This window comes from Pseudomonas sp. LARHCG127, from assembly GCF_052871455.1.
In genome coordinates, this window is sequence record NZ_JBIXJT010000009.1 from 212324 (window position 1) to 234492 (window position 22169).

The following is a 22169-nucleotide window of genomic DNA, read 5'->3' on the forward strand; positions in this document are numbered from 1 at the left end:
CCCATCGATTGATGGAGGTTTCCCATGCCCAAGGTTCAAATCATGTCTGTCATTGGCAGCGCCGTCCCCGCCCCACTCCGGGAGCTCGGGTTGCTGGCCTGCTGGTATCTGGTGCAGGACGGCGTGACCATCAGCGGCCCGCTGACTTCACTGCCCGCCGCACAGGCGCTGTCGCAACGTATCGGGCCCTATTTGTTGAGCGCCTAGGGCAGTTGCACCCGCGGCGAGCCTTCGACAAACAAGGCCCAGCACGACATGAACAGCGCGGCGATCAGCGGCCCGATCACGAAGCCGTTCAGTCCGAACACCGCCAGCCCACCCAGTGTCGAGACCAGCACCAGGTAGTCGGGCATCTTGGTGTCCTTGCCCACCAGGATCGGCCGCAGGAAATTGTCCACCAGGCCAATCACGAACACTCCGAACAACGTCAGCACCACGCCCTGCCAAATCGCTCCCGAGAGCAGGAAATACACCGCCACCGGCGCCCAGACAAGACCTGCCCCCACCGCAGGCAACAATGACAGGAACGCCATCAGCACCGCCCAGGGCAATACCGTCGGGATCCCCAGGATCCAGAAGATCAGCCCCCCCAGCGCACCTTGGGTAATGGCGACCAACAGATTGCCTTTCACGGTAGCCCGCACCACCCGATTGAATTTCAACTGCAAGCGGCGTTTTTGATGTTCCGCCAAGGGAATGGCCGTGCGTACCTTGCGCACCAGCTCCGCACCGTCGCGCAGAAAGAAGAACAGCAGATAGAGCATCACGAAGAAGCTGACCAGGAACTGAAAGGTACCCTGGCCGAAACTGAAGGCCTGGGTGGCGAAGAATTCGCTGCCCTGCATCGCGCTCTTGACGATCTTGTCACGCAAGCCGCTCAGGTTGCCCAGGCCGAAGCGGTCCAGCAGATTCTGGAAGTACGGCGGCAAGGCATCCTTGAAGCGGGCCAGGTAATCGGCAATGTCCAGCTCACCGCTTTCCAGGCTCTTGTACAGCGCCGCTCCCTCCTGGACCAGCAACATGCTGATGACAATCACCGGCAGGATCGCGATGACCACACAGATGCTCAAGGTGAACAACGACGTGAGATTGCGGTGCCAACCGAACTTGAACTGCAGGCGGCGCTGCATCGGCGCAAAGACGATACCCAGGATCACCGCCCAGAATACCGCCCCGTAGAACGGCAGCAGAATCCAGATAAAGGCGACCGTGACCAGCACCAGCAGCAACATCTGGGCTTTGTTTTGCAGCATCTTTCGATTCATCAGCTTTCCATGTCCAAAGGCGAGATACACATTAGTCAGCCAGGACTCGCCGGAGTGCCATCACGCTTGCACTGTGCCCTTGATCCAAATCAATAAGGCCTGGCCGACCCTGGCGTACCCTCCGCCCTTTTTGCGACCTGACCCCACCATGACCTTCGCCGCCCCCGAACTGCTGGCACCCGCCGGCACCCTGAAAAACATGCGTTATGCCTTCGCCTACGGTGCCGACGCGGTGTACGCCGGCCAGCCGCGCTACAGCCTGCGAGTGCGCAACAACGAATTCGACCACGGGAACCTGGCCTTGGGCATCGCCGAGGCCCAGGCCATGGGCAAGCGCTTCTACGTGGTGGTGAACATTGCCCCGCACAACGCCAAGCTGCGGACCTTTCTCAAAGACCTCGAACCGGTGATTGCCATGGCACCGGACGCGCTGATCATGTCCGACCCGGGATTGATCATGCTGGTTCGCCGGCATTTTCCGCAGATGCCAATTCACCTGTCGGTGCAAGCCAACACGGTGAACTGGGCGAGCGTCGAGTTCTGGCAGCAGCAAGGCTTGAGGCGGATCATCCTGTCCCGGGAACTGTCCCTGGAGGAAATCGCCGAGATTCGCGAGCAAGTCCCGGCCATGGAGCTGGAAGTGTTCGTCCATGGGGCGCTGTGCATGGCCTATTCGGGGCGCTGCCTGCTGTCCGGTTACTTGAACAAGCGCGACGCCAACCAGGGCAGCTGCACCAACGCCTGCCGCTGGAAGTATTCGGCGCAGCCGGCGGTGGAAAACGCCGTGGGCGACATTGTGCAGAGCTATCAGCCCGAACCGACCCTGGGCCTCGGCGCGCCCACCGACCAGGTGTTTCTGCTCCAGGAAGCCAATCGCCCGGACGAGTCCATGCCGGCCTTCGAGGACGAGCACGGCACCTACATCATGAACGCCAAGGACCTGCGGGCCGTGCAACACGTCGAGCGCCTGGCGCGCATGGGCGTGCATTCCTTGAAAATCGAAGGCCGCACCAAGTCGCACTTCTATTGCGCGCGCACCACCCAGGTGTATCGCCGGGCCATCGATGATGCGGTGGCCGGCCGGGAATTCGATCGCGGCCTGATGACCGACCTGGAGTCCCTGGCCCAGCGTGGCTACACCGAAGGCTTCCTGAGACGCCACGTGCATGACGAGTACCAGAATTACCAGAACGGCAGCTCAGTGTCGGAGCGTCAGCAGTTCGTCGGCGAACTGACCGGCGAACGGCGCGAGCGCCTGGCCGAAGTGCGGGTGAAGAACCGTTTTGGCCTGGGTGATCACATGGAACTGATGACCCCCAAGGGCAACTTCCACTTCGACCTGCATCATCTGCAGGACATCAAGGGCCAGGCCATCGATGTGGCACCGGGGGACGGGCATGTGGTGTACGTGCCGATCCCGGATGCGGTGGATCTGCGGTTTGGGTTGTTGATGCGGGATGTCAGATCGGTGCCCACATGAGATCGATTCGTGGCGAGGGAGCTTGCTCCCGCTGGGCTGCGCAGCAGCCCCTATAACCCCAGGTAAGCAGGACCACTGAGCTGCCTGTTGAATGGGGCCGCTGCGCGGCCCAGCGGGAGCAAGCTCCCTCGCCACAATGGTGTATGACTTGAATTAGCGGAACGACTTGCCCGGAAGAAACTGCCGAAGGCTGCGATCCTCCGCTTCCGATAGGGCCTGGTAGCCCAGGCGAAAACATCTGGATCGAGAGCGAAAGATCGCAGCCTTCGGCAGCTCCTGCTGCTCCGGGTCAGATCCGGAACTGCCCCACCAGTTGACCCAGGCGCTGCCCCAGGTCGGCCAGGCTGCGGGACGTCTGGGCGCCGAGTTGGGTTTCGTCGGCGACGCTGTCCACGGCCACGGCGATCTGATGCACGCTGCGGTTGATTTCTTCGGCCACGGCGGTCTGTTCTTCGGCGGCGCTGGCGATCTGGGCGTTCATCGAGTTGATGGTGCCGATCAGCTGCGCCATGGTGTCCAGGGAGGCGCCCGCCTCGTTGGCCCGTTCCGAGGTGCCATCGCCGGCCTCGCTGGAACGACGCATCGCTTCCACTGCCGCGTGGGTGCCCGATTGCAGCCGGTCGATCATGCCCTGGATTTCCTGGGTACTTTGCTGGGTCCGGCTGGCCAGGGCCCGCACTTCATCGGCCACCACCGCGAATCCACGCCCCGCCTCGCCGGCACGCGCGGCCTCGATGGCGGCGTTGAGGGCCAGCAGGTTGGTCTGCTCGGCGATCGAACGAATCACCCCGAGCACACTGACAATCGAAGCCACGTCTTGCTGCAGGCTGTCCAAGGACACGCCGCTGCTGCGGATATCGTTCACCAGCGCATGAATCTGTTGGATGCTGCCTGCCACCACGCGCTTGGCCGATTGGCCTTCTTCGTCGGTCTGCTGGGCCGCGACGGCAGCGCCCTGGGCACTGCGAGCGACTTCCTGGGCCGCCGAGGACATCTCGTTGATCGCCGTGGCGACCTGATCGGTTTCGTGGCGTTGACGCTCCATCGCCTGTTCGGAGCGCTGGGCCTGCTCGGAGACTTGGGTCACCAGGCCGGTCAGTTGCGAGGTCATGTCGGTGATCTGTCGCACCAGGCCGTGGATCTTGTCGACGAAGCGGTTGAACGAACCGGCCAACTGGCCCAGTTCATCCTGGCTGGTAATCGCCAGGCGCCGGGTCAGGTCACCCTCGCCCGCCGCGATGTCATCGAGGTTGTCTTTCATCAGGTGCAGGGGGCGCAGGATCGTGTTGGCGAGCACCAGGCCCACCACCGCAATCACCAGCAACACCACGGCGGCGATCCCGACAATGCTCAGTACCACGCCTTGCAGGCGATCGTGGACCTTGGCTTCCACCAGCGCCACCTGGGCTTCGATGCCGTCCAGGTTGACTGAACTACCGACCGCCAGGTCCCACTTGGGCAGGTATTCGGTGTAGCCGAGCTTGGGCACCAGGTCCTTGCTGCCGGGCAGCGGCGAGCTGTATTCCAGGTAATGCGTGCCGTCCTTGGCGACTTTCACCAGGTCACGGTTGACGTAGACACCGTTCGGGTCGCGGTTGTCCTTGAAGCTCTTGCCCACGCCATCGGGGCTGTTGGCCTTGAACAGACGAATGGTCTCGGAGTCGTAGCCGAAGAAATAGCCGTCCTTGCCGTAGCTGATATTGGACAGCAGCTTGATAGCCTGGGCTCGCGCCTCGTTATCACCCGGCGCGGCGGCATCGTAGAGCGGCTTGATCGCGGTCAGGCCCACCGCCACGTAGTTCTGCAGCGTGGCCTTGGCCTCGCTGAGCAGGCGCTCGCGGGTTTGCTGGACTTCTTTACCCGCTTGTTCCTTCAAGATGAAAGCCGTGGTCAGGCTGATGATCACGGCGGACAGCAATACCGGCAGTATCGCAAGGGACAGGACTTTAGCCTTCAGGCTCAGGCGCATGCTGTTCACTCTTGTTGGTGTTATTGGCGTGGTTAGCTGTATTAACGGCAGCGCACGGCAAAACTGTAGGACAAGGTGAACAGGGCTTAAGGGAAGGATTGAATTTAAGGGCCCTATCGCGAGCAAGCTCGCTCCCACAGGGCCCGGTGGTGTTCACACCGATCCACTGTGAGAGCGAGCTTGCTCGCGATGAAGGCGACTCGGTCCCGAGTTACAGGACCATCGCCGCCACCCAACCAAACGCCAGCAGTGGCAGGTTGTAGTGGATGAAGGTCGGGACCACGGTGTCCCAGATGTGATGGTGCTGGCCGTCGATGTTCAGGCCGGAGGTCGGGCCCAGGGTCGAGTCCGAGGCAGGCGAGCCGGCATCGCCCAGGGCACCGGCGGTGCCGACGATGCAGACGATTGCCAGCGGGCTGAAGCCCAGCTGCAGGCACAGCGGCACGAAAATCGTCGCCAGGATCGGCACCGTGGAAAACGACGAGCCGATGCCCATGGTCACCAGCAGCCCCACCAGCAACATCATCAGCGCGCCGATGCCCTTGTTGTGGCCGATCCAGGCCGCCGAGGTTTCCACCAGGCTTTGGACTTCACCGGTAGCCTTCATCACTTCGGCGAACCCTGAGGCGGCGATCATGATGAAGCCGATCATCGCCATCATCTTCATGCCTTCGGTGAACAGGTCGTCCGTCTCACGCCAACGCACCACCCCCGACAGCGAGAAAATCAGGAACCCGGCCAGGGCGCCGATGATCATCGAGTCCACCAGCAGCTGGATCGCGAACGCCGCCGCCACCGCAACCCCGGCCACGATCAGGCTCAGCAGGTTGTAGCGCACGGCCACTTGCTCGGCCTTGGCGATCTTCTTCAGGTCATAGACGCGTTTCTTGCGGTACGTGATGAACGACAGCGCCAGGCCAAACACCATGCCCAGCGCCGGGATGCCCATGGCGTGGGTGATATTGATGCCACTGATATCGACGCCGCTGCGGGCGACATTGGCCAGCAGGATTTCATTGAGGAAGATGTTGCCGAAGCCCACCGGCAGGAACATATAGGGGGTGATCAGGCCGAAGGTCATGACGCAGGCGATCAAGCGACGGTCCAGCTGCAGCTTGGTCAGCACGTAGAGCAGCGGCGGCACCAGCAGCGGGATGAAAGCGATGTGGATCGGCAGGATGTTCTGGGAAGCGACCGCGACCGTGCCCAGCAGACCGATCAGCACCCATTTGACGCCCGAGCCACCGGCGACGTCCTGGCGATCCACCAGGGCCAGGGCTTTGTCCGCCAGGGCGTGAGCCATGCCGGACTTGGCAATCGCCACGGCGAAGGCGCCGAGCAAGGCATAGGACAATGCCACCGTCGCACCGCCACCCAGGCCGGCATTGAACGCCTTGAGCGTCGCCTCGATCCCCAGGCCGCCCGTCAGGCCGCCCACCAACGCGCCGATAATCAGCGCGATCACCACATGCACACGGGACAGGCTGAGCACGAGCATGACGCCAACCGCGGCAATTACTGCATTTATCATCGTTACCTCAAAGCACAGCGATGGAAAGCCACCGGACAAAAAGGTCGCGACTTTGCAGCAAGCAGCGGCAAGCTGCAAGGGCCGTGGGGCGGGTTTTCAATGACTTACCCTGTTTGAATCCACCACGGCCCTCTGTGGGAGCGAGCTTGCTCGCGATGGCGGTCTGACAGTCCATGCATCATTGCCGGGCACGGCGCCATCGCGAGCAAGCTCGCTCCCACAGGGGATTGGGGTTCATCCGATACCTTGAGCCTGCAGCCACAGGGGGTCTGTGCAGACCTCAACGCTTAGGCAACTCGATCACAACCTTCAACCCACCCCACTCGCTGTCATCCAACGCCAACAGCCCGCCCCAGGTGTCGACGATGTCCCGCACGATGCCCAGGCCGAGGCCGTGGCCATCGGTCTGTTCGTCCAGTCGCGTGCCGCGGCTGAACACCTGCTCGCGGCGGTCCGCGGGAATGCCCGGGCCATCGTCCTCCACCGCCAGGCTGAACCCTTCGGCGGTTTCGGTCAGGGTCAGGCGCACCTCGGCATCGGCCCATTTGCAGGCGTTGTCCAGCAGGTTGCCCAGCAGTTCCAGCAAGTCTTCACGGTCCCAGGGCAGGTGCAGGCCCGGTGGGGCGACGTAGCTCAGGTGCAGGTGCTCGCCATGGATCATGTTCAGCGTGGCCAGCAGCCCTGGCAGTTCGGCGTCGCAGTCCAGGTGCGCGCCGGGCAAGGCATCGCCGGACAGCCGGGCACGGTTGAGCTCGCGGTTCAGGCGCTGGCGGACCTGCTCCAATTGGTCGAGCAACAGTTTGCGCAGCTCGGGATAGGGGTCAAGCTTCTCGTTCGATGCCAGGCTTTGCAGCACCGCCAATGGGGTTTTCAAGGCATGGCCGAGGTTGCCCAGGGCGTTGCGCGAACGCTTGAGACTGTCTTCGGTGTGGGCCAGCAGATGGTTGATCTGCGCGACCAACGGTTCAAGCTCCCGTGGCACCTGTTCGTCCAGTTGCGTGCGCTGCCCGCGCTGCAATTGGGCGATCTGCTCCCGAGCCCGGTCCAGCGGACGCAAGGCCCGGCGCACGGTGATGCGTTGCAGCAACAGGATCAGCAACAGCCCCGCCAACCCGAGCCCGAGGCCGACCTGTTGCATCCGGCGAAAGCTGTCACGCACCGGCGTATAGTCCTGGGCCACGCTGATGGAAATCGCCTGGCCCAGCCGCCGATAGTCGGTACGCAGCACCAGCAGCTTCTGGCCCTCCGGGCCCAGTTGCAGATTGCTGTGCAAGCCTGGGTGGTCGAGCCGGGGCAACTCCTGGTCCCACAGCGAGCGGGAACGCCAGTGCACATCGGCAAAATCAATGCGGAAATAATGCCCGGAGAACGGTCGCTGATAGGCCGGCGACAGGCGCCGTTCATCCAGTTGCAAGCCCCGCGGGCCGCGCACCAGGGCCACCAGCAGGTTTTCACTGTCGTTGCGCAGTCCGGCTTCCAGGTAACGCTGCAAGCCCAGCTCGAACAGCCACAGGCTGGTTTGCGCCAGGATCAGGCCGACCACCACCATCACACCGATCAGGCCCAGGCTCAGGCGCCGCTGGATGGATCTCACTGCGCCTGCCCGCCGAACAGGTAACCCTGGCCGCGACGGGTTTCGATCACGCTGCGTCCCAGCTTGCGCCGCAGGTGATTGACATGAACTTCCAGCACGTTGGAATCGCGCTCGGTCTCACCGTCGTACAGGTGTTCAGCGAGATGGCTTTTGGAAAGGATCTGTTCGGGATGCAGCATGAAATAGCGCAACAGGCGAAACTCGGCCGCCGTGAGCTGGATGTCGGTGCCGTCGCGGACCACGCACTGGCGACTCTCATCCAGGTGCAACCCGGCGGCCTTGAGCGTCGGTTGGTTGACTTGGCCATGGGAGCGTCGCAACAGTGCCTGGATCCGCAAGTGCAGTTCTTCAGGATGAAACGGCTTGGTCAGGTAGTCGTCGGCACCGGCCTTGAGGCCTTCGATGCGCTCGGCCCAGGACCCACGGGCGGTGAGGATCAACACCGGCGTCGCCAGGCCACCAGCGCGCCACTGGGCCAACACGTCGAGCCCCGGCACACCCGGCAGGCCGAGGTCGAGAATGATCAAGTCGTAGGGCTCGCTGCTGCCTTGGTACACCGCGTCGCGACCGTCGGCGAGCCAATCGACGGCGTACCCTTGCCGTGCCAGCCCGGCCATCAATTCGTCCGCCAGGGGCACGTGATCTTCCACCAGAAGCAGGCGCATCAGTCTTCCTTATCTTTGAGTAAACGGCCGGTCTTGGCCTCCAGGTCCAGTTCGCGCACGACGCCGTCGGTGTCCAGCAGCTCGACTTCGTAAATATAGACGCCGTGTTTCTCCTCCAACTCGGCTTCCAGCAGTTTGGCGCCCGGGTGGCGGTCCAGCGCCTGTTGCAACAGATGCTCCAGCGGCAGGATAACGCCCTGCTGGCGCAGTTGCAGGGCCTCGTCCTGGTCCAGGTCACGGGCCACGGCCAGCGAACAAAACGCCAGCAACGCCAGCGCCCATCGGCTGCGGGCGCATAAATTAAGCTTCATTACAGATCCTGATGATTCTTGAGTACCGTGCCGTTGGTGGCGTCCAATTCCAGGTCCCACTCGATGCCCTTCGTATCGCGCAGGTCCACCTGGTAAATGTACTTGCCGTACGCTTCCTCCAACTCGGTCTCGGTGAAGGTGGCGCCAGGGTGCTTGACCAGGGCGGCGGCGTTGAGTTCTTCGACGGACAGGATGGTACCAGCGTCTTGCAGCTCACGGGCTTCGTCCACGCCCAGGTCTCGTGCATGAGCCAGGCTCGTACCAAGGGCCATGAGGATCGCGATGAAAAAGGCAGTCAGGCGGTTCATGGGTTGTCTCCTTTTTATAATCTTTGCCGGGGGACTGTATCGGGGTGAACTTAACTGAAACTGAATGGCCATCATGCGTAAAAAATCCTCTGTGGGAGCGAGCCTGCTCGCGATAGCGGTCTGTCTGCTGGCATCGATGTAGTTGAACCGACGTTATCGCGAGCAGGCTCGCTCCCACATTGACTTGTATCGCTATAATCATTCGCTTGTCTGTATTCGAGACCGGTATGACCGCTATCCATATCAAGTTTCCCGCCCTCACCCTCAAGGCCGGCCCCCGTGCGTTCGGACGGATTCGCCAGGCCGGCTTGAACGCCGTCGACGTCGGCATCCTGCCGGGCGCCGCCGGTGGACCCAAGGCCCTGGGCATCCAGGGGCTCGATCTTGCGCTGTTCGGCGAATGGCTGCCCGCCGCGCCCCGGGAGCGCTCGCTGATCGGGGCCTCGGTGGGGGCGTGGCGCTTCGCCAGCGCCTGCCTGCCGGATGCCGCCGAAGGGATCCGACGCCTGGGCACTTTGTACAACGAACAAAGCTTCGCCAAAGGCGTGACCATGGCCGGGGTCAGCCAGAGTTCGCAGCGCATGCTCGATGACTTGCTCGACGGCCGCGACACTTCGATCCTCGACAACCCGCGATACCGGCTCAACATCATGGTCGTCAAGAGCCACGGTCTGCTCGCCCAGGATCATCGCGGCCGGCTGGGCCTGGGATTGTCGTCGGTGATCGCCGACAACCTGCGGGGCCGTGGGCGGTTGTCGCGGCATTTCGAACGGTTGATCATCCATGACCCGCGCCTGGCCCCGCCCCTGCATCCGCTGAATGACTTTCCGTCGCGCTTCGTGCCCCTGGCGGCCGGCAACCTGCGCCAGGCCCTGCTGGCTTCGGGCTCGATCCCGATGATCATGGAAGGCGTGCGCGACCTGCCGGGTGCCGGTGCCGGCACCTTCCGCGACGGCGGTTTGCTGGACTATCACCTGGACTTGCCATATAGCGGCGAGGATATCGTACTGTACCCGCACTTCACCGACCGGGTCATTCCCGGTTGGTTCGACAAGGGCCTGCCGTGGCGCCGGGGCAACGTCGAGCGCCTGCAGGACGTGTTGCTGCTGGCTCCATCCCGGGAATACCTGGCGCGCCTGCCCTACGGCAAGCTGCCGGACCGTAACGATTTCAAGCGTTTCATGGGCGATGACCCGAGCCGTCGCAAGTATTGGCGCACGGCGATGGATGAGAGCCGGCGGCTCGGTGATGAGTTTTTGGAGCTGACGGCCAACGGTGGCTTGGGCGAGCGTTTGCTGACCCTTTAGTCAGCACGGTCGCGCAACGCCGTGATCAAACTGATAAACTCCGCCGCCTGCCTCGCGACCGATATCTAAAGAGCCCGAACCTGTGGAAATCTTCAAAGAGTTTACCTTCGAATCCGCCCACCGCCTGCCCCACGTGCCGGACGGCCACAAGTGCGGCCGCCTTCACGGTCACTCGTTCAAGGTGGCGATCCACCTGAGCGGCGATATTGATCCGCACACCGGCTGGATTCGCGACTTCTCGGAGATCAAGGCGATCTTCAAACCGCTCTACGAGCGCCTGGACCACAACTACCTCAACGACATTCCTGGCCTGGAAAACCCCACCAGCGAAGTCTTGGCCAAGTGGATCTGGAATGAGTTGAAGCCGTTGCTGCCGGAACTCAGCGCCATCCGCATCCACGAGACCTGCACCAGCGGTTGCATCTACCACGGCGAATAAAAACCGGCTCAGCTACCTGGCCTGGACATCTCCTAGAACACAGAAGCTTCTGTAGCATGGATGCTTCTGTGGCGAGGGAGCTTGCTCCCGCTGGGCTGCGCAGCAGTCCCAAAAACAGCGACCTCAATCAACCTGATACGCCGCAATCTCAGGCTTGAGGGCCGCTTCGCGCCCCAGCGGGAGCAAGCTCCCTCGCCACAAAGGTGTCTCCCCTGCTGAATCGCATTGGCCTATGCTCTACCCCCTGAGCCATTTTCCGGGGAGTATCGAGCATGACCCACTGGCCGCTGGATCAAACCTACGACTTCAACGGACACCCCATCCGCTACGCCATCCACGGCGACGGCCCGCCGCTGGTGTTCGTCCACGGCACGCCCTTCTCTTCCTACGTGTGGCACCGCATCGCCCCGCTGTTCTTCGCCACCCACCGGGTGCATTACTTCGACCTGCTGGGGTATGGCCAGTCCGCACAGCCCGATGCCGACGTGTCCCTCGGTGTGCAAAACCATCTGCTCGCACAATTGCTGGAACATTGGCGCCTGGATTGCCCCGACGTGGTGGCCCATGACTTCGGCGGCGCCACAGTCCTGCGTACGCACTTGCTCAACGGCAAGGACTATCGCAGCCTGACCCTGATCGATCCTGTGGCGTTGTCGCCCTGGGGTTCGCCCTTCGTGCAGCATGTCCGCCAGCACGAAGCGGCCTTCAGCGGCCTGCCCGACTACATCCAGCGGGCCATCGTGCCGACCTATATTCGCGGCGCGATCAAACGGGACATCCCGGACGCCGAACTGGCGCCCTACGTGCAACCATGGCTTGGCGAACCGGGCCAGGCGGCGTTCTACCGGCAGATCGCCCAGATGGACGAGCGCTATACCCGCGAGGTCGAAGGCCTGTACCCGACCGTGCGCTGCCCGACCCAGATCCTCTGGGGCGAGGAGGACCAGTGGATCCCCATCGAGCGCGGCCGGGCCCTGCACCGGCTGATTCCAGGGGCGCAACTGCACCCGGTGCCGAATGCCGGGCATCTGGTCCAGGAAGACGCGCCGGAAGCCGTCGTCGCGGCGGTGTTGCGGTTCCTGGCGTTGCCCCCAACCTGAAGCCCCCGGCATTCCACTGTGGGAGCGAGCTTGCTCGCGATGGCGGTGTGTCAGTTGATAGTTATGTGGCTGACCTGACGCCATCGCGAGCAAGCTCGCTCCCACAGGGGGTCGTCATGGGTGAGCGGTGGCGGTGTGGGGGGGGTTTTTTTTTTTTTCTCGCGTCGCCCCCCCCCCCCCCCCCCCCCCCCCCCCCGCCCCCACAGGGGGTCTTCATGGGTAATGCGAATTGTGTTCCAACTTGAATCACCACCGCACCGCTTTCGCCCCCTTCGCCCACCCAATCCCCAGGATTGTCTATAAATAATCTCACGCTCACCCGTTTGGCACGGCCGCTGCACGCTTGCGACATCCCCTCATCCGCAAGGACCGCCACATGACTCAGAACGATCCGGGCAATGACTATCCCCTGAGCGAAGTACCGCTGCACGCGCGCAAGGGCCTAGCCTCCACGGCCATGGTGCTGCTGGGTTTCACCTTTTTCACCGCCACGATGTTTGCCGGTGGCAAGCTCGGCGTGGCGTTCGGTTTTGCCGAGATGCTCACGGTCATCGTCATCGGTAATCTGCTGCTGGGCCTCTATGCCGCCGGCCTGGGTTACATCGCCTTCAAGAGCGGGCTCAATTCGGTATTGATGGGCCGTTTCTGTTTCGGCGAGGTGGGCAGCAAGCTCAGTGACTTGATCCTCGGGTTCACCCAGATCGGCTGGTACGCCTGGGGCACGGCGACGGCCGCGGTGGTGCTGGGCAAGTATTTCGAATTGGGCCAGGGCACGGTGTTGTGGCTGATGGTGCTGTTCGGCCTGGGGTTCTGTGCCACGGCCTATGTCGGTTATCGTGGCCTGGAAATTCTCTCGTACCTCGCCGTGCCGGCCATGATGTTGCTGCTGATGCTGTCGATGTGGGTCGCCACGGTGAAGGTCGGTGGCTTCGAGGGCTTGTTGGCGGTGGTGCCCACCGGCAGCCTCGATTGGTCCACGGCCATCACCCTGGTGTTCGGCACCTTCGTCAGCGGCGCGACCCAGGCCACCAACTGGACGCGGTTCTCCCGCTCGGCGAAGGTCGCGGTGCTGGCGAGCCTGATCGGTTTTTTCCTGGGCAACGGTTTGATGGTGCTGATCGGCGCCTACGGGGCCATCGTCTATCAACAACCGGACGTGGTCGAAGTGTTGCTGCTGCAGGGCTTCGCCATGGCGGCGATGGCGATGCTGCTGCTCAACATCTGGAGCACCCAGGACAACACCATCTACAACTTCGCCGTGGCCGGCTGCAACCTGTTGCGCACCCGCCGGCGCAGAGCCGTGACCCTCGGCGGCGCGGTGATCGGCACGTTGCTGGCGCTGCTGGGCATGTATGACCTGCTGGTGCCGTACCTGATTCTGCTGGGCACCGTGATCCCGCCCATTGGCGGGGTGATCATGGCCGATTTCTTCTTCCGTTGGCGCGGCCGTTATCCGCGCCTGGCCGAAGCCCGGTTGCCGGCGTTCAACTGGCCGGGGCTGGCGGCCTATGGGCTCGGCACGCTCGCCGCGTTCAATTCGCCGTGGGTCGCGCCACTGGTAGGAATCGCCACCGGCGCGCTAACGTATGTGCTATTGATCGGCGTAATGGGTGCCCGCACCGCTGACGCGCCCCTACAAGACCTATAAAGGATTCGCCCGATGCACATCATCAACGCCCGCCTGCGCAACCGCGAAGGCTTGCATGAACTGCACCTGGAAAACGGCCTGATCGCCAGCATCGCCCGCCAGACCGAGGCCCCCAGCCTCGGCCCGGAAGACCTCGATGCCGGCGGCAACCTGGTGGTCCCGCCCTTCGTCGAACCGCACATCCACCTGGACGCCACCCTAACCGCCGGCGAGCCGCGCTGGAACATGAGCGGCACGTTGTTCGAAGGCATCGAGTGCTGGGGCGAACGCAAGGCCACCATCACCCAGGAAGACACCAGCACCCGCGCCAAGAAAACCATCCAGGCCCTCGCCGCCCATGGCATCCAGCATGTGCGCACCCACGTCGACGTGACCGACCCCGAACTCACCGCCCTCAAGGCAATGCTGGAGGTGCGCGAGCAAAGCCGTCACTTGATCGACATGCAGATCGTCGCGTTCCCCCAGGAAGGCATCGAGTCCTACCGCAACGGCCGCGAGCTGATGGAAGAAGCGATCCGCATGGGTGCCGACGTGGTGGGCGGCATTCCCCACTTCGAATACACCCGCGACCAGGGCGTCAGCTCGGTGAAGTTCCTGATGGACCTGGCCGAACGTACCGGGTGCCTGGTGGATGTGCATTGCGACGAAACCGACGACCCGCATTCGCGTTTTCTCGAAGTGCTCGCCGAAGAAGCCCGCAGCCGCGACATGGGCGCCCGCGTCACCGCCAGCCATACCACGGCGATGGGCTCCTACGACAACGCCTATTGCGCCAAGCTGTTCCGCCTGCTCGGGCACTCGGGCATCAGTTTTGTCTCTTGCCCGACCGAAAGCATCCACCTGCAAGGCCGCTTCGACACCTTCCCAAAACGCCGCGGCGTCACCCGGGTCAATGAGCTGCTCGAAGCCGGGATGAATGTGTGTTTCGGCCAGGACTCCATCGTCGACCCGTGGTATCCATTGGGCAACGGCAACATCCTGCGGGTGCTGGAAGCGGGGCTGCATATCTGCCACATGCTCGGCTATCGCAACCTGCAAAGCGCCCTCGACCTGGTCACCGACAACAGCGCCAAGGCCATGAACCTGGGCGAGCGCTACGGACTGGAACCGGGCCGCCCGGCGAACTTGCTGATCCTTTCAGCGGACAGCGATTACGAAGTAATTCGCAGCCAAGGGTTGCCGCTCTACTCGATTCGCAATGGCGAAGTGCTGATGAAGCGGCAAATGCCGGTGGTGGAGTTTGCCCAGCAGCCTGGCTGACTGCCACAAGGGATACATTCATTTTGTGCCCCGCCGAATATCTACTGTGGGAGCGAGCCTGCTCGCGATGGCGGTGGGTCAGTTGCATCAAGGTTGGATGTGCCGCCGTCTTCGCGAGCAGGCTCGCTCCCACAGGGGAACGGTGTCGTACGAGAGTTTTATGCCCGCTGGAAATCAACTGTGGGTGGGAGCAGGGAGAGTTTTATGCCCGCTGAAGATCTACTGTGGGAGCGAGCCTGCTCGCGATGGCGTCATGCGCCGCGCCGCACCAAACAACCTGACCCGCACCAGCTCCCCCGCCTCTTCCTCCAACAAGATCGGCGCAGTACCGCCGGGCATCACCACCCTCACCGCCCCCGCTTTCACCCAACCCACCCGCCAGGCGGCACTGGCCACGGCGCTGGCGCTGGTGCCCGAGGACGCGGTAGGGCCTTCGCCCCGCTCAAACACCCGGGCGGCGATCTGCCCTTCGGCTTCGAGCCTGGCCCATTGCAGATTCACCCCCCTGGGGCATGGAACACCAGCCCCACCGGGCGCCGCATAAGCGATGCGGGTCAAGCCCCGTGACAGCGCCGCAGCACGCATCTGCGCATTGCTTGGCAACGCCTCGCCCTTCTCCACCAGCGTCACGCAATGCGGATTGCCCATGCTCACGAACTGACTGTTGCCCCACGCCGGGTCCAACCGTTCAAGCGCCGCCACACGGCTGACATCACGCTGGTTGAACATCACCCCCTCGACCTCTTGGGCAGCAACGGCCTGAGGCCCGAACAGCGGTTTGCCCAGGTCCAGCCAGAAACCTTGCACCCCTTCGAATCCAGCGGCGCGAACCGAGGTGTGCAGCGGTGACAAGCCGTCGGGTTTATCGTGATGAACCTGCAGCACGCAATCACCAGGCGCCGCCATCAAGCCTTGTTCTTGCAGGGCCTGGGAGAAAATCGTCAAGCCATTGCCACTGCGCTCGGCCAATGTCCCGTCGGTATTGACGATCAACAGATCAAAGGGTGGCTCATTCTGGAACGGGCCAATCAGCAAACCATCACTGCGATGGGCCTTGGCATCCGGCGGCGCTTCGCCCGGCGTCCAACTGCAAAAGGCATGCACCGCCGCGACCGCCCATTTTTCGCAAGCCTGTGCGGCCTGGGCGGCTGACTGGGGCAGATCGATGCCGAGGTCGCGGACCTGCTGCGGTGAAGCGACTCCATAGATATTGCCGCGCGCGTCATAAAACTTCGTCATGGACCAGACCCAATATCAACCAGCAAGAGCCGCTACTTTATAGGCCCAGCCAGCGAATAACACAGGGGAACAAGCTTTCACACGCTTCATCTCACCCCACGGACACCGGTGCCTCCTCCAGCGCGAGCTGAATCTGCCGATGAAAATGCTGCAACGCCGGTTCGTGACGGCCGAACGTCAGGCATTCTTGGGCGCCGGAACGCAGGCCTGGCTGGATACGCTCACTGATCGCAAAGTCCTCCCCGTCCACGGTCTCGATCAATAACGCCAGGTTCTTGTCCCAGTACTCACGCTCGCGAACGGACGTGGCGGCATGCGGTGTATAGAGCGACACCTGGGCCGTGCATCGATCGGGACGCTCCTGGCTGGGGTAAACCTGCCAAGTCTCCAGGTGGTCGGCCTGCCAGAGCAGGAGGGTATTGGGAAACAGCCAATACATGATCAGTGAGTGTTTGAGCAGGCTCCATTGCTCGATGGGCTTGTCGCGCATCTGCAGGATCGAACGGCGTGGCATGATCAGGCGCCCATGGCGGTCGAAGGCTTCGAACAGGCTGACGGAGGGTAGGAAGATCGGGAGGACTGTCCTGCGGTGCACGAACGGGAAATGCCAGTTCTCCAGAAAGGTCTCTATGACCATCTTCCAGTTGAACGACCGGTGGAGCTGAAGGCGTCGATAAAGCACGAACGTCTCGAAACGATAGGCGGCTATTTCCTGGTTCAAGCCTCCCAGCAACGCCAGTGGTTCCATAGCGCGACCGGGGCTTGGGCTGACCCAGATCAACCCATGCTGCTCAAACACCGCCAGGCGCGTCAGGTCGCGTTCGGCACAACCCAACCCCTGGAAACCGTCGGCAGGCACCAGTTTCTTCAGCCGACCGTGCAGGTCATAGCGCCAACCGTGGTAAGGACACGTCATCGACCTTGCCAGCGTACCGTTACCCTCCAGTAATCGTGCACCGCGATGGCGACAGACATTGATGAACGCATTAAGCCCACCCTCTGGCAGACGGATGATGACAATGGGCACGCCGCTCAGGTCGTCGGTCAGATAAGCACCCGGGCCGGACAGTTCACAGGACAAGCCCACCATCAGTGGGCCGGAACGAAAGAGCCGGGCCTGCTCACGGCCAAGATGCTCTGGACAGGTGTAACTCGATACCGGGTTGACAGAGCACGACGCCGCCAGGCTGGTGCCGTTACGGTCGATCAAGTCCAGAAGCTGGTTCGCCAGTCTGAGTTGAGTTGGATGATCCATCATCATCTCCAGCACGCCCCTGAACCTAATTCGTCCGGGTTGTTGTTCAAGAAGTCTTCTTCATACTCGCAAACTATCGCGTCGTAACCTGTCAGGTTCGACAGGTGCGCTGCTGCCTGGGGATCCCGTACCGTGGGCACGCAAGCTCCCAACACAAGGAGGCCCCATGAACAGCAAACATCCCTCCAAGCCCATGGCCGAGCTCTACCGCGAAGGCCGAAAGCACTTCATCGAACTGGTGCCGGACGGCGCCGCACGACTCGACGCGCTGTTCCATACCGCGCCGGGGCTCGGCGAGTTGGCGGTCGGCGTAGTGTACGGTCACTTGCAAAGTCGCCCAGGCCTGGACCCGCGCCTACGAGAGGCCGCGACACTGGCCGCCATCGTCGCGGCCGGCATGACAGGCCCGCCTTTGAGCGTGCACTTCAAGACCGGCATGGCCTCGGGTCTGGCTTCGGGAGAAATGGTCGAACTGGTGACGCAGGCTTCGGCTTTCACCGGGTTCCCCAGGGCGGTCGCAACGGCCGATCAACTCAATCGGTTATTCGAAGAAGCCGGCCTTGTCTCGCCACCGCCGCCAACGCCGCGAGAAGTGACGCTGGCGTTTTGCGAAAGCGTGCGCAAGGGCCGGCCCCCCATCCGGGTCTCCCTCCAGATCAAGCGATTGTTGCGCCAGGCCGAACGCTTGTCGGCCCAGGCAACGTCGGCCCGAAACGTGATTGTTGAATGTTTCGATGACCAGCAGGCAAACCCCATCGTGCTTATTTATTTTGAGGTGGAGGCGGAACACGTGGTGAGCATCAGGCTGTTCAAGGAGCAGTGACCCACTGTGTTCAAGGAGAGTACGTCAGGCCGTCGGCACCTTGGGGTCGCGGTGCGGTCAGTGGATATGCAAGCATAGGCTCCCTGCCTGCATCACCGCACCGCACGAAAGCCAAGGACGTTTCATGACTGCCATTACGCCCCCGCCCACCTTTATTCCCGGACGCCTGGAACAGATGTCCACCCGCATCGCCTATCTCATCGCCGGCATCGGCATCGCCGCCTGGGCGCCGCTGGTGCCTTACGCCAAGGTCCGGGCGAACCTGGATGAAGGCACCCTCGGCTTGCTGCTGCTGTGCCTTGGGGTCGGGTCGATCCTGGCGATGCCGATTTCCGGTGCGCTGGCGACGCGGTTCGGCTGCCGTCGGGTGCTCAGCGGCGGCACGATCCTGATCTGCCTGGCGTTGCCGTTGTTGGCGACGATGACCTCCCTGCCCTGGCTGGTGGCTGCGCTGTTCCTGTTTGGCGCCGGGCTCGGCACCGTGGACTCGACCGTGAACCTGCAAGCGGTGATCGTCGAGCGAGCCAGCGGCAAGACCATGATGTCGGGTTTCCACGGCATGTTCAGCCTGGGCGGGATCATTGGCGCAGCCGGGGTGAGCGCCCTGCTCGGCCTGGGACTTTCGCCGCTGGGGGCGACGTTGGTGGTCAATGGGGTGCTGTTGGTGGCGTTGTTCAAGGCGGCGCCGCACCTGTTGCCGTATGGCAGTGAAAGCTCGGGACCGGCGTTTGCCATTCCCCATGGCGTGGTGCTGTTTATCGGCATCCTGTGTTTCATCGTGTTCCTGGCTGAAGGCGCGGTGCTGGACTGGAGCGCGGTGTTCCTGACCACCGAGCGCGCGGTGGATACCGCCTATGCCGGGTTGGGTTATGCCGCGTTCGCGCTGACCATGACCGTCGGCCGCCTGACCGGCGACGCGGTGGTGCATCGCCTGGGCGCCAAGCGCGTGATCATCTATGGCGGGTCGATCGCTGCGGCGGGGTTCCTGCTGGCAACCCTCGCACCCATGTGGCAAGCAGCGTTGCTGGGGTATGCGTTGGTGGGCGCGGGCTGTTCGAACATCGTGCCGGTGTTGTACACCGCTGTCGGCAAACAGACCCTGATGCCGGAAGCGATCGCCGTGCCGGCCATCACCACCATCGGCTACGCCGGCATCCTCGCCGGCCCGGCGCTGATCGGCTTCGTCGCCCATGGCAGCAGCTTGAGCATTGCCTTCGGGCTGATTGCGCTATCGCTGGTGGCGGTGGCGGCCAGTGGGAAAGTGTTGAAGGTCTGAGGCCTGGCACCGCTTGTCGAGGCCTCATCCCATTCCCTGTGGCGAGGGAGCTTGCTCCCGCTCGGCTGCGAAGCAGTCGTAAACCTGTGGATGCGGTGTTCAGTAGGTTTTGGGGCCGCTTCGCGGCCCAGCGGGAGCAAGCTCCCTCGCCACAGGATGGTACTCAGCCCCAAGAACTGTATTTCAGCCCCTGGAAATTGAGTCCAGATGAGCCTGATCCTCGATCAGAACCCCACACTCGCCTGCACAAAGAACGTGCGCGGTGCGCCGACGTAGATGCCCGAGTTGTTGTCGCTGGAGCGGGTGTAGTACTGGTGGTCGAACAGGTTTTTCACCCCGGCGCCGACTTTCAGGTTCGACAGTTGCTCGCCGAAGTCATAGCCGGCGCGCACGTTCCAGAGCACATAGCCCGGCATGTCGCCGTATTGCCCATCGGCGGTGCCATCGGTGATGTAGTCGCCGCTGAAGCTGCCATCGGCGTTCACGCTGTTGCCGGGTGAGCGTTGCTTGGACTGGGCGAAGGCGTCGAGATTATAGGTCCAGCGATTGACCTCGTACCGCAGGCCCATGTTGGCCACCTGGCGGGAATAGAACGGCAGGTCACGGCCCTTGAAGCTGGGGATCTCACCTTCGTACGTCGCCCGGGTGTAGGTGAAACCGGCGGTGGCGGTGAGGCCTTCAAGGCGCGGGTCGAGCGCGGCCATGTCGTAGTGCACGGAAGCTTCCAGGCCCTGGTGCTTGGTCGCGCCCATGTTGGTCCAGCCCACGTCGTTGCTGATGTATTGCAGTTCGTCGTCGAAATCGATGTAGAACAGCGTCACTTCCCCGCCCCACACGTCATCGTTGTAACGCGTTCCGATCTCGTAGGTCTTGGCCTTTTCCGGGCTCAAGCCGTTGGCAGTGTTGTTGCCGTCGCCGCCCTGGCCGAGCTGGAAGTATTGCAGGCTGCCGAACGAGGTTTCGTAGTTGGCGAACAGCTTCCAGGCGTCCGACAAGTGATACATCACGCTCAGGGCCGGCAGCGGCTCGTTGCTGTCGATGCTGCGGCGTTTTTCCTGCACGGGACGGCCGGCGGTGTCGAGCACCGGACGGTCGTGCCATTCGGTGCTGATGCTTTCGAAGCGGATGCCCGGGGTGATGGTCCAGTTGCCGACATCGATCTTGTCATCGATATACACCGCGTGGGCTTCAGTGCCGCCGGTACGGTCCTGGTAGACGTGGCCGTCGGAACCCGGGCGCACCACCGGTTCGTTATTACGCAACGCCAGGCGGCTGGCTTCTTCGTGCATGCCTTCCTTCAAGTAGCGATAACCGACGCTCGCTTCCTGGGTGGTGGGCCCCATGTCGAACACGTGGGAGACCCGAGGCTCGATGCCGAAGGTGTAATAGGTGCGCGGGTAGGACACCAGGTTGCGCTGGTCCCGGGAGGCAATGGTGCTGCCACGGTAGCTGTCGGAGTAATAGGTCAGCACCTCGGCCTGGGTGCGCTCGTTGATCTCGCGGATCCACTTGAACGACACGTCCTTGCGCCGGCCGCTGAAGTTGTCCCAGTCGCGGTCGGACTGGTACGGGTCGGCGTCATATTGGGCCTGGGTCAGGCCACCGGGCATGTCGGCCTTGGCGTCGTAGTAGTGGAAATTCAGCGAAAAATCGTCGACGTCGGTCGGTGCCCAATGGGTCTTGAGGATCACGTCGTCGATGTCGTTGCCGTTGTTGCTCTGGCGATAGCCGTTACCGTTGACGCCCGAATACAACAGCGCCACGCCCAGGCCGTTGTCGGCGGTGCCACCGAGGAAGGCCGTGTCGATGTGCTTCCAACCGCCGCGCTGGGAGGTTTCCAGGGTGGTGCCGATTTCACCAGTGGCTTTTTCCGGAATGGCACGGGTCACGAAGTTGATCACCCCGCCGACGTTCTGCGGCCCATAGCGCACGGACCCGGCACCGCGCACCACGTCGATGCTCTCCAGGTTGCCCAAGGAAATCGGCGCCATGGACAGTTGCGGCTGGCCGTAGGGCGCGAATGCCGCCGGTACGCCGTCGATCAACACCGTGGAGCGTGGCGACAAGCGCGAGGTCAGGCCGCGCACGCCGACGTTCAGGGAAATATCGCTGCCGCCGGTGCCGTTGGCGTCCTGGACCTGCACACCGGGTACGCGCCGCAGCACATCGCCGAGGTTCATGGCGCCCTGCTCCACCATCGCTTCGCGGCGGATCACCGTACGCGCACCGGGGTGGTTCTGCACCACCTCGGCATTGGCGTCGCCGAGCCAGTCACCGACCACCTGGATCTCAGTGGCGCCCAGCTCCAGCGGGCCAGCGCTGGAGGCTGAGGGCGCCGGCAACACGGTCGCCGAACCCTTATCGATCTGGTATTGCAGGCCGCTGCCCTGGAGCAATTGGCGCAAGGCCGCTTCCGGGGACAGGTTGCCGTCCACCGCCGGCGCTTGCTTGCCCGCTACCAGCTCGGGGTTGAAGAACACCTGCAACGCGGTTTGCTGGCCGAGCTGGCTCAAGGCTTGGCCCAACGGCTGCGCCTGGATGTGAATGGCGGTGGCGGCCTGGTCGGCGAACGCCTGGGGCACTGCGGCGCTGACCGCCAGGGTCAGGGCCAGCGGCAGCCAGCGTGCCGGGGTACGGTTGTGGTGTTTGGCGGTTTTGTTCACGTCGAACCTTGTCCTGTTGATCGCAAGAATACGCGT

At 63.0% G+C, this 22169-nt stretch carries 19 protein-coding genes and 1 pseudogene; 9 read left to right on the forward strand and 11 right to left on the reverse strand.

Translation table 11 applies throughout. The features are described from left to right. Window positions 1-24 precede the first annotated feature (24 nt). Entirely contained in the window at window positions 25-207 is a 183-nt protein-coding gene (locus tag ACIPQ1_RS17485; RefSeq protein ID WP_003203898.1) for a hypothetical protein, read from the forward strand. On the opposite strand, the gene ACIPQ1_RS17490 is transcribed toward ACIPQ1_RS17485, so the two are convergent. Continuing rightward, a complete protein-coding gene (locus ACIPQ1_RS17490; RefSeq protein ID WP_446534504.1) occupies window positions 204-1265 on the reverse strand; it encodes an AI-2E family transporter in 1062 nt (353 codons plus the stop codon). The two genes, ACIPQ1_RS17485 and ACIPQ1_RS17490, sit on opposite strands and share 4 nt — an antisense overlap. A 148-nt stretch (window positions 1266-1413) precedes the next feature. Between ACIPQ1_RS17490 and trhP the strand changes: the two genes are divergently transcribed. Beyond that, window positions 1414-2745, forward strand: coding sequence for a prephenate-dependent tRNA uridine(34) hydroxylase TrhP (gene trhP / locus ACIPQ1_RS17495; protein ID WP_446534505.1), 1332 nt, complete (start codon window positions 1414-1416; stop codon window positions 2743-2745). Window positions 2746-3034: 289 nt separating this feature from the next. Here trhP and ACIPQ1_RS17500 read toward each other — a convergent pair whose 3' ends face one another. The 7 genes and pseudogenes from ACIPQ1_RS17500 to ACIPQ1_RS17530 form a co-directional block, all read right to left on the reverse strand. Further along, on the reverse strand, window positions 3035-3856 hold the full coding sequence (locus ACIPQ1_RS17500; RefSeq protein WP_370873826.1) for a methyl-accepting chemotaxis protein: 822 nt from the start codon (window positions 3854-3856) through the stop codon (window positions 3035-3037). A gap of 36 nt (window positions 3857-3892) precedes the next feature. Further along, window positions 3893-4714 (reverse strand): annotated as a pseudogene (locus tag ACIPQ1_RS17505) (cache domain-containing protein); the annotation flags it as partial. Window positions 4715-4925: 211 nt separating this feature from the next. Further along, window positions 4926-6242, reverse strand: a complete 1317-nt coding sequence (locus ACIPQ1_RS17510) for a Na+/H+ antiporter family protein (protein ID WP_446534533.1) — start codon at window positions 6240-6242, stop codon at window positions 4926-4928. A 283-nt stretch (window positions 6243-6525) separates the two neighbouring features. Further along, window positions 6526-7839, reverse strand: coding sequence for a sensor histidine kinase (locus ACIPQ1_RS17515; protein ID WP_411385182.1), 1314 nt, complete (start codon window positions 7837-7839; stop codon window positions 6526-6528). After that, on the reverse strand, window positions 7836-8504 hold the full coding sequence (locus tag ACIPQ1_RS17520) for a response regulator transcription factor (RefSeq protein WP_053123507.1): 669 nt from the start codon (window positions 8502-8504) through the stop codon (window positions 7836-7838). Before ACIPQ1_RS17520 ends, ACIPQ1_RS17515 begins: the two co-directional genes overlap by 4 nt. Continuing rightward, window positions 8504-8815 carry a PepSY domain-containing protein gene (locus tag ACIPQ1_RS17525; RefSeq protein ID WP_411385183.1) on the reverse strand — a complete coding sequence of 104 codons (312 nt, stop codon included), beginning with the start codon at window positions 8813-8815 and terminating at the stop codon, window positions 8504-8506. The genes ACIPQ1_RS17520 and ACIPQ1_RS17525 overlap by 1 nt, the downstream gene beginning before the upstream one ends. After that, window positions 8815-9123 carry a PepSY domain-containing protein gene (locus tag ACIPQ1_RS17530; protein WP_411385184.1) on the reverse strand — a complete coding sequence of 103 codons (309 nt, stop codon included), beginning with the start codon at window positions 9121-9123 and terminating at the stop codon, window positions 8815-8817. The genes ACIPQ1_RS17525 and ACIPQ1_RS17530 overlap by 1 nt, the downstream gene beginning before the upstream one ends. 227 nt (window positions 9124-9350) lie before the next feature. Between ACIPQ1_RS17530 and ACIPQ1_RS17535 the strand changes: the two genes are divergently transcribed. From ACIPQ1_RS17535 to codA, 5 genes are all read left to right on the forward strand, one after another. Beyond that, window positions 9351-10430, forward strand: a complete 1080-nt coding sequence (locus ACIPQ1_RS17535) for a patatin-like phospholipase family protein (protein ID WP_446534506.1) — start codon at window positions 9351-9353, stop codon at window positions 10428-10430. Between the two features lie 82 nt (window positions 10431-10512). Continuing rightward, window positions 10513-10869 (forward strand): 6-carboxytetrahydropterin synthase QueD, encoded by a 357-nt coding sequence (gene queD / locus ACIPQ1_RS17540; RefSeq protein ID WP_003203918.1) that lies wholly within the window; start codon window positions 10513-10515, stop codon window positions 10867-10869. A 272-nt stretch (window positions 10870-11141) separates the two neighbouring features. Continuing rightward, window positions 11142-11969, forward strand: a complete 828-nt coding sequence (locus tag ACIPQ1_RS17545) for an alpha/beta fold hydrolase (protein WP_446534507.1) — start codon at window positions 11142-11144, stop codon at window positions 11967-11969. 376 nt (window positions 11970-12345) lie between these two features. Continuing rightward, on the forward strand, window positions 12346-13617 hold the full coding sequence (gene codB / locus ACIPQ1_RS17550) for a cytosine permease (RefSeq protein ID WP_411385187.1): 1272 nt from the start codon (window positions 12346-12348) through the stop codon (window positions 13615-13617). A gap of 12 nt (window positions 13618-13629) precedes the next feature. Continuing rightward, complete coding sequence (gene codA, locus ACIPQ1_RS17555) at window positions 13630-14877, forward strand: cytosine deaminase (RefSeq protein ID WP_411385188.1); 1248 nt, start codon at window positions 13630-13632, stop codon at window positions 14875-14877. Between the two features lie 219 nt (window positions 14878-15096). Here codA and ACIPQ1_RS17560 read toward each other — a convergent pair whose 3' ends face one another. Both ACIPQ1_RS17560 and ACIPQ1_RS17565 read right to left on the reverse strand, forming a co-directional pair. Then, window positions 15097-16116 carry a diaminopimelate epimerase gene (locus ACIPQ1_RS17560; protein WP_446534508.1) on the reverse strand — a complete coding sequence of 340 codons (1020 nt, stop codon included), beginning with the start codon at window positions 16114-16116 and terminating at the stop codon, window positions 15097-15099. Between the two features lie 91 nt (window positions 16117-16207). Next, complete coding sequence (locus tag ACIPQ1_RS17565; RefSeq protein ID WP_446534509.1) at window positions 16208-17371, reverse strand: aromatic ring-hydroxylating oxygenase subunit alpha; 1164 nt, start codon at window positions 17369-17371, stop codon at window positions 16208-16210. 166 nt (window positions 17372-17537) lie between these two features. On the opposite strand from ACIPQ1_RS17565, the gene ACIPQ1_RS17570 reads away from it, so the two are divergent. Both ACIPQ1_RS17570 and ACIPQ1_RS17575 read left to right on the forward strand, forming a co-directional pair. Continuing rightward, window positions 17538-18194: a carboxymuconolactone decarboxylase family protein gene (locus ACIPQ1_RS17570; protein ID WP_446534510.1), complete on the forward strand. Its 657-nt coding sequence runs from the start codon at window positions 17538-17540 to the stop codon at window positions 18192-18194. A 124-nt stretch (window positions 18195-18318) separates the two neighbouring features. Further along, window positions 18319-19470 (forward strand): MFS transporter, encoded by a 1152-nt coding sequence (locus ACIPQ1_RS17575; RefSeq protein ID WP_411385192.1) that lies wholly within the window; start codon window positions 18319-18321, stop codon window positions 19468-19470. Between the two features lie 224 nt (window positions 19471-19694). On the opposite strand, the gene ACIPQ1_RS17580 is transcribed toward ACIPQ1_RS17575, so the two are convergent. Then, window positions 19695-22133 carry a TonB-dependent siderophore receptor gene (locus ACIPQ1_RS17580; protein WP_411385193.1) on the reverse strand — a complete coding sequence of 813 codons (2439 nt, stop codon included), beginning with the start codon at window positions 22131-22133 and terminating at the stop codon, window positions 19695-19697. Between the last annotated feature and the right edge of the window lie 36 nt (window positions 22134-22169).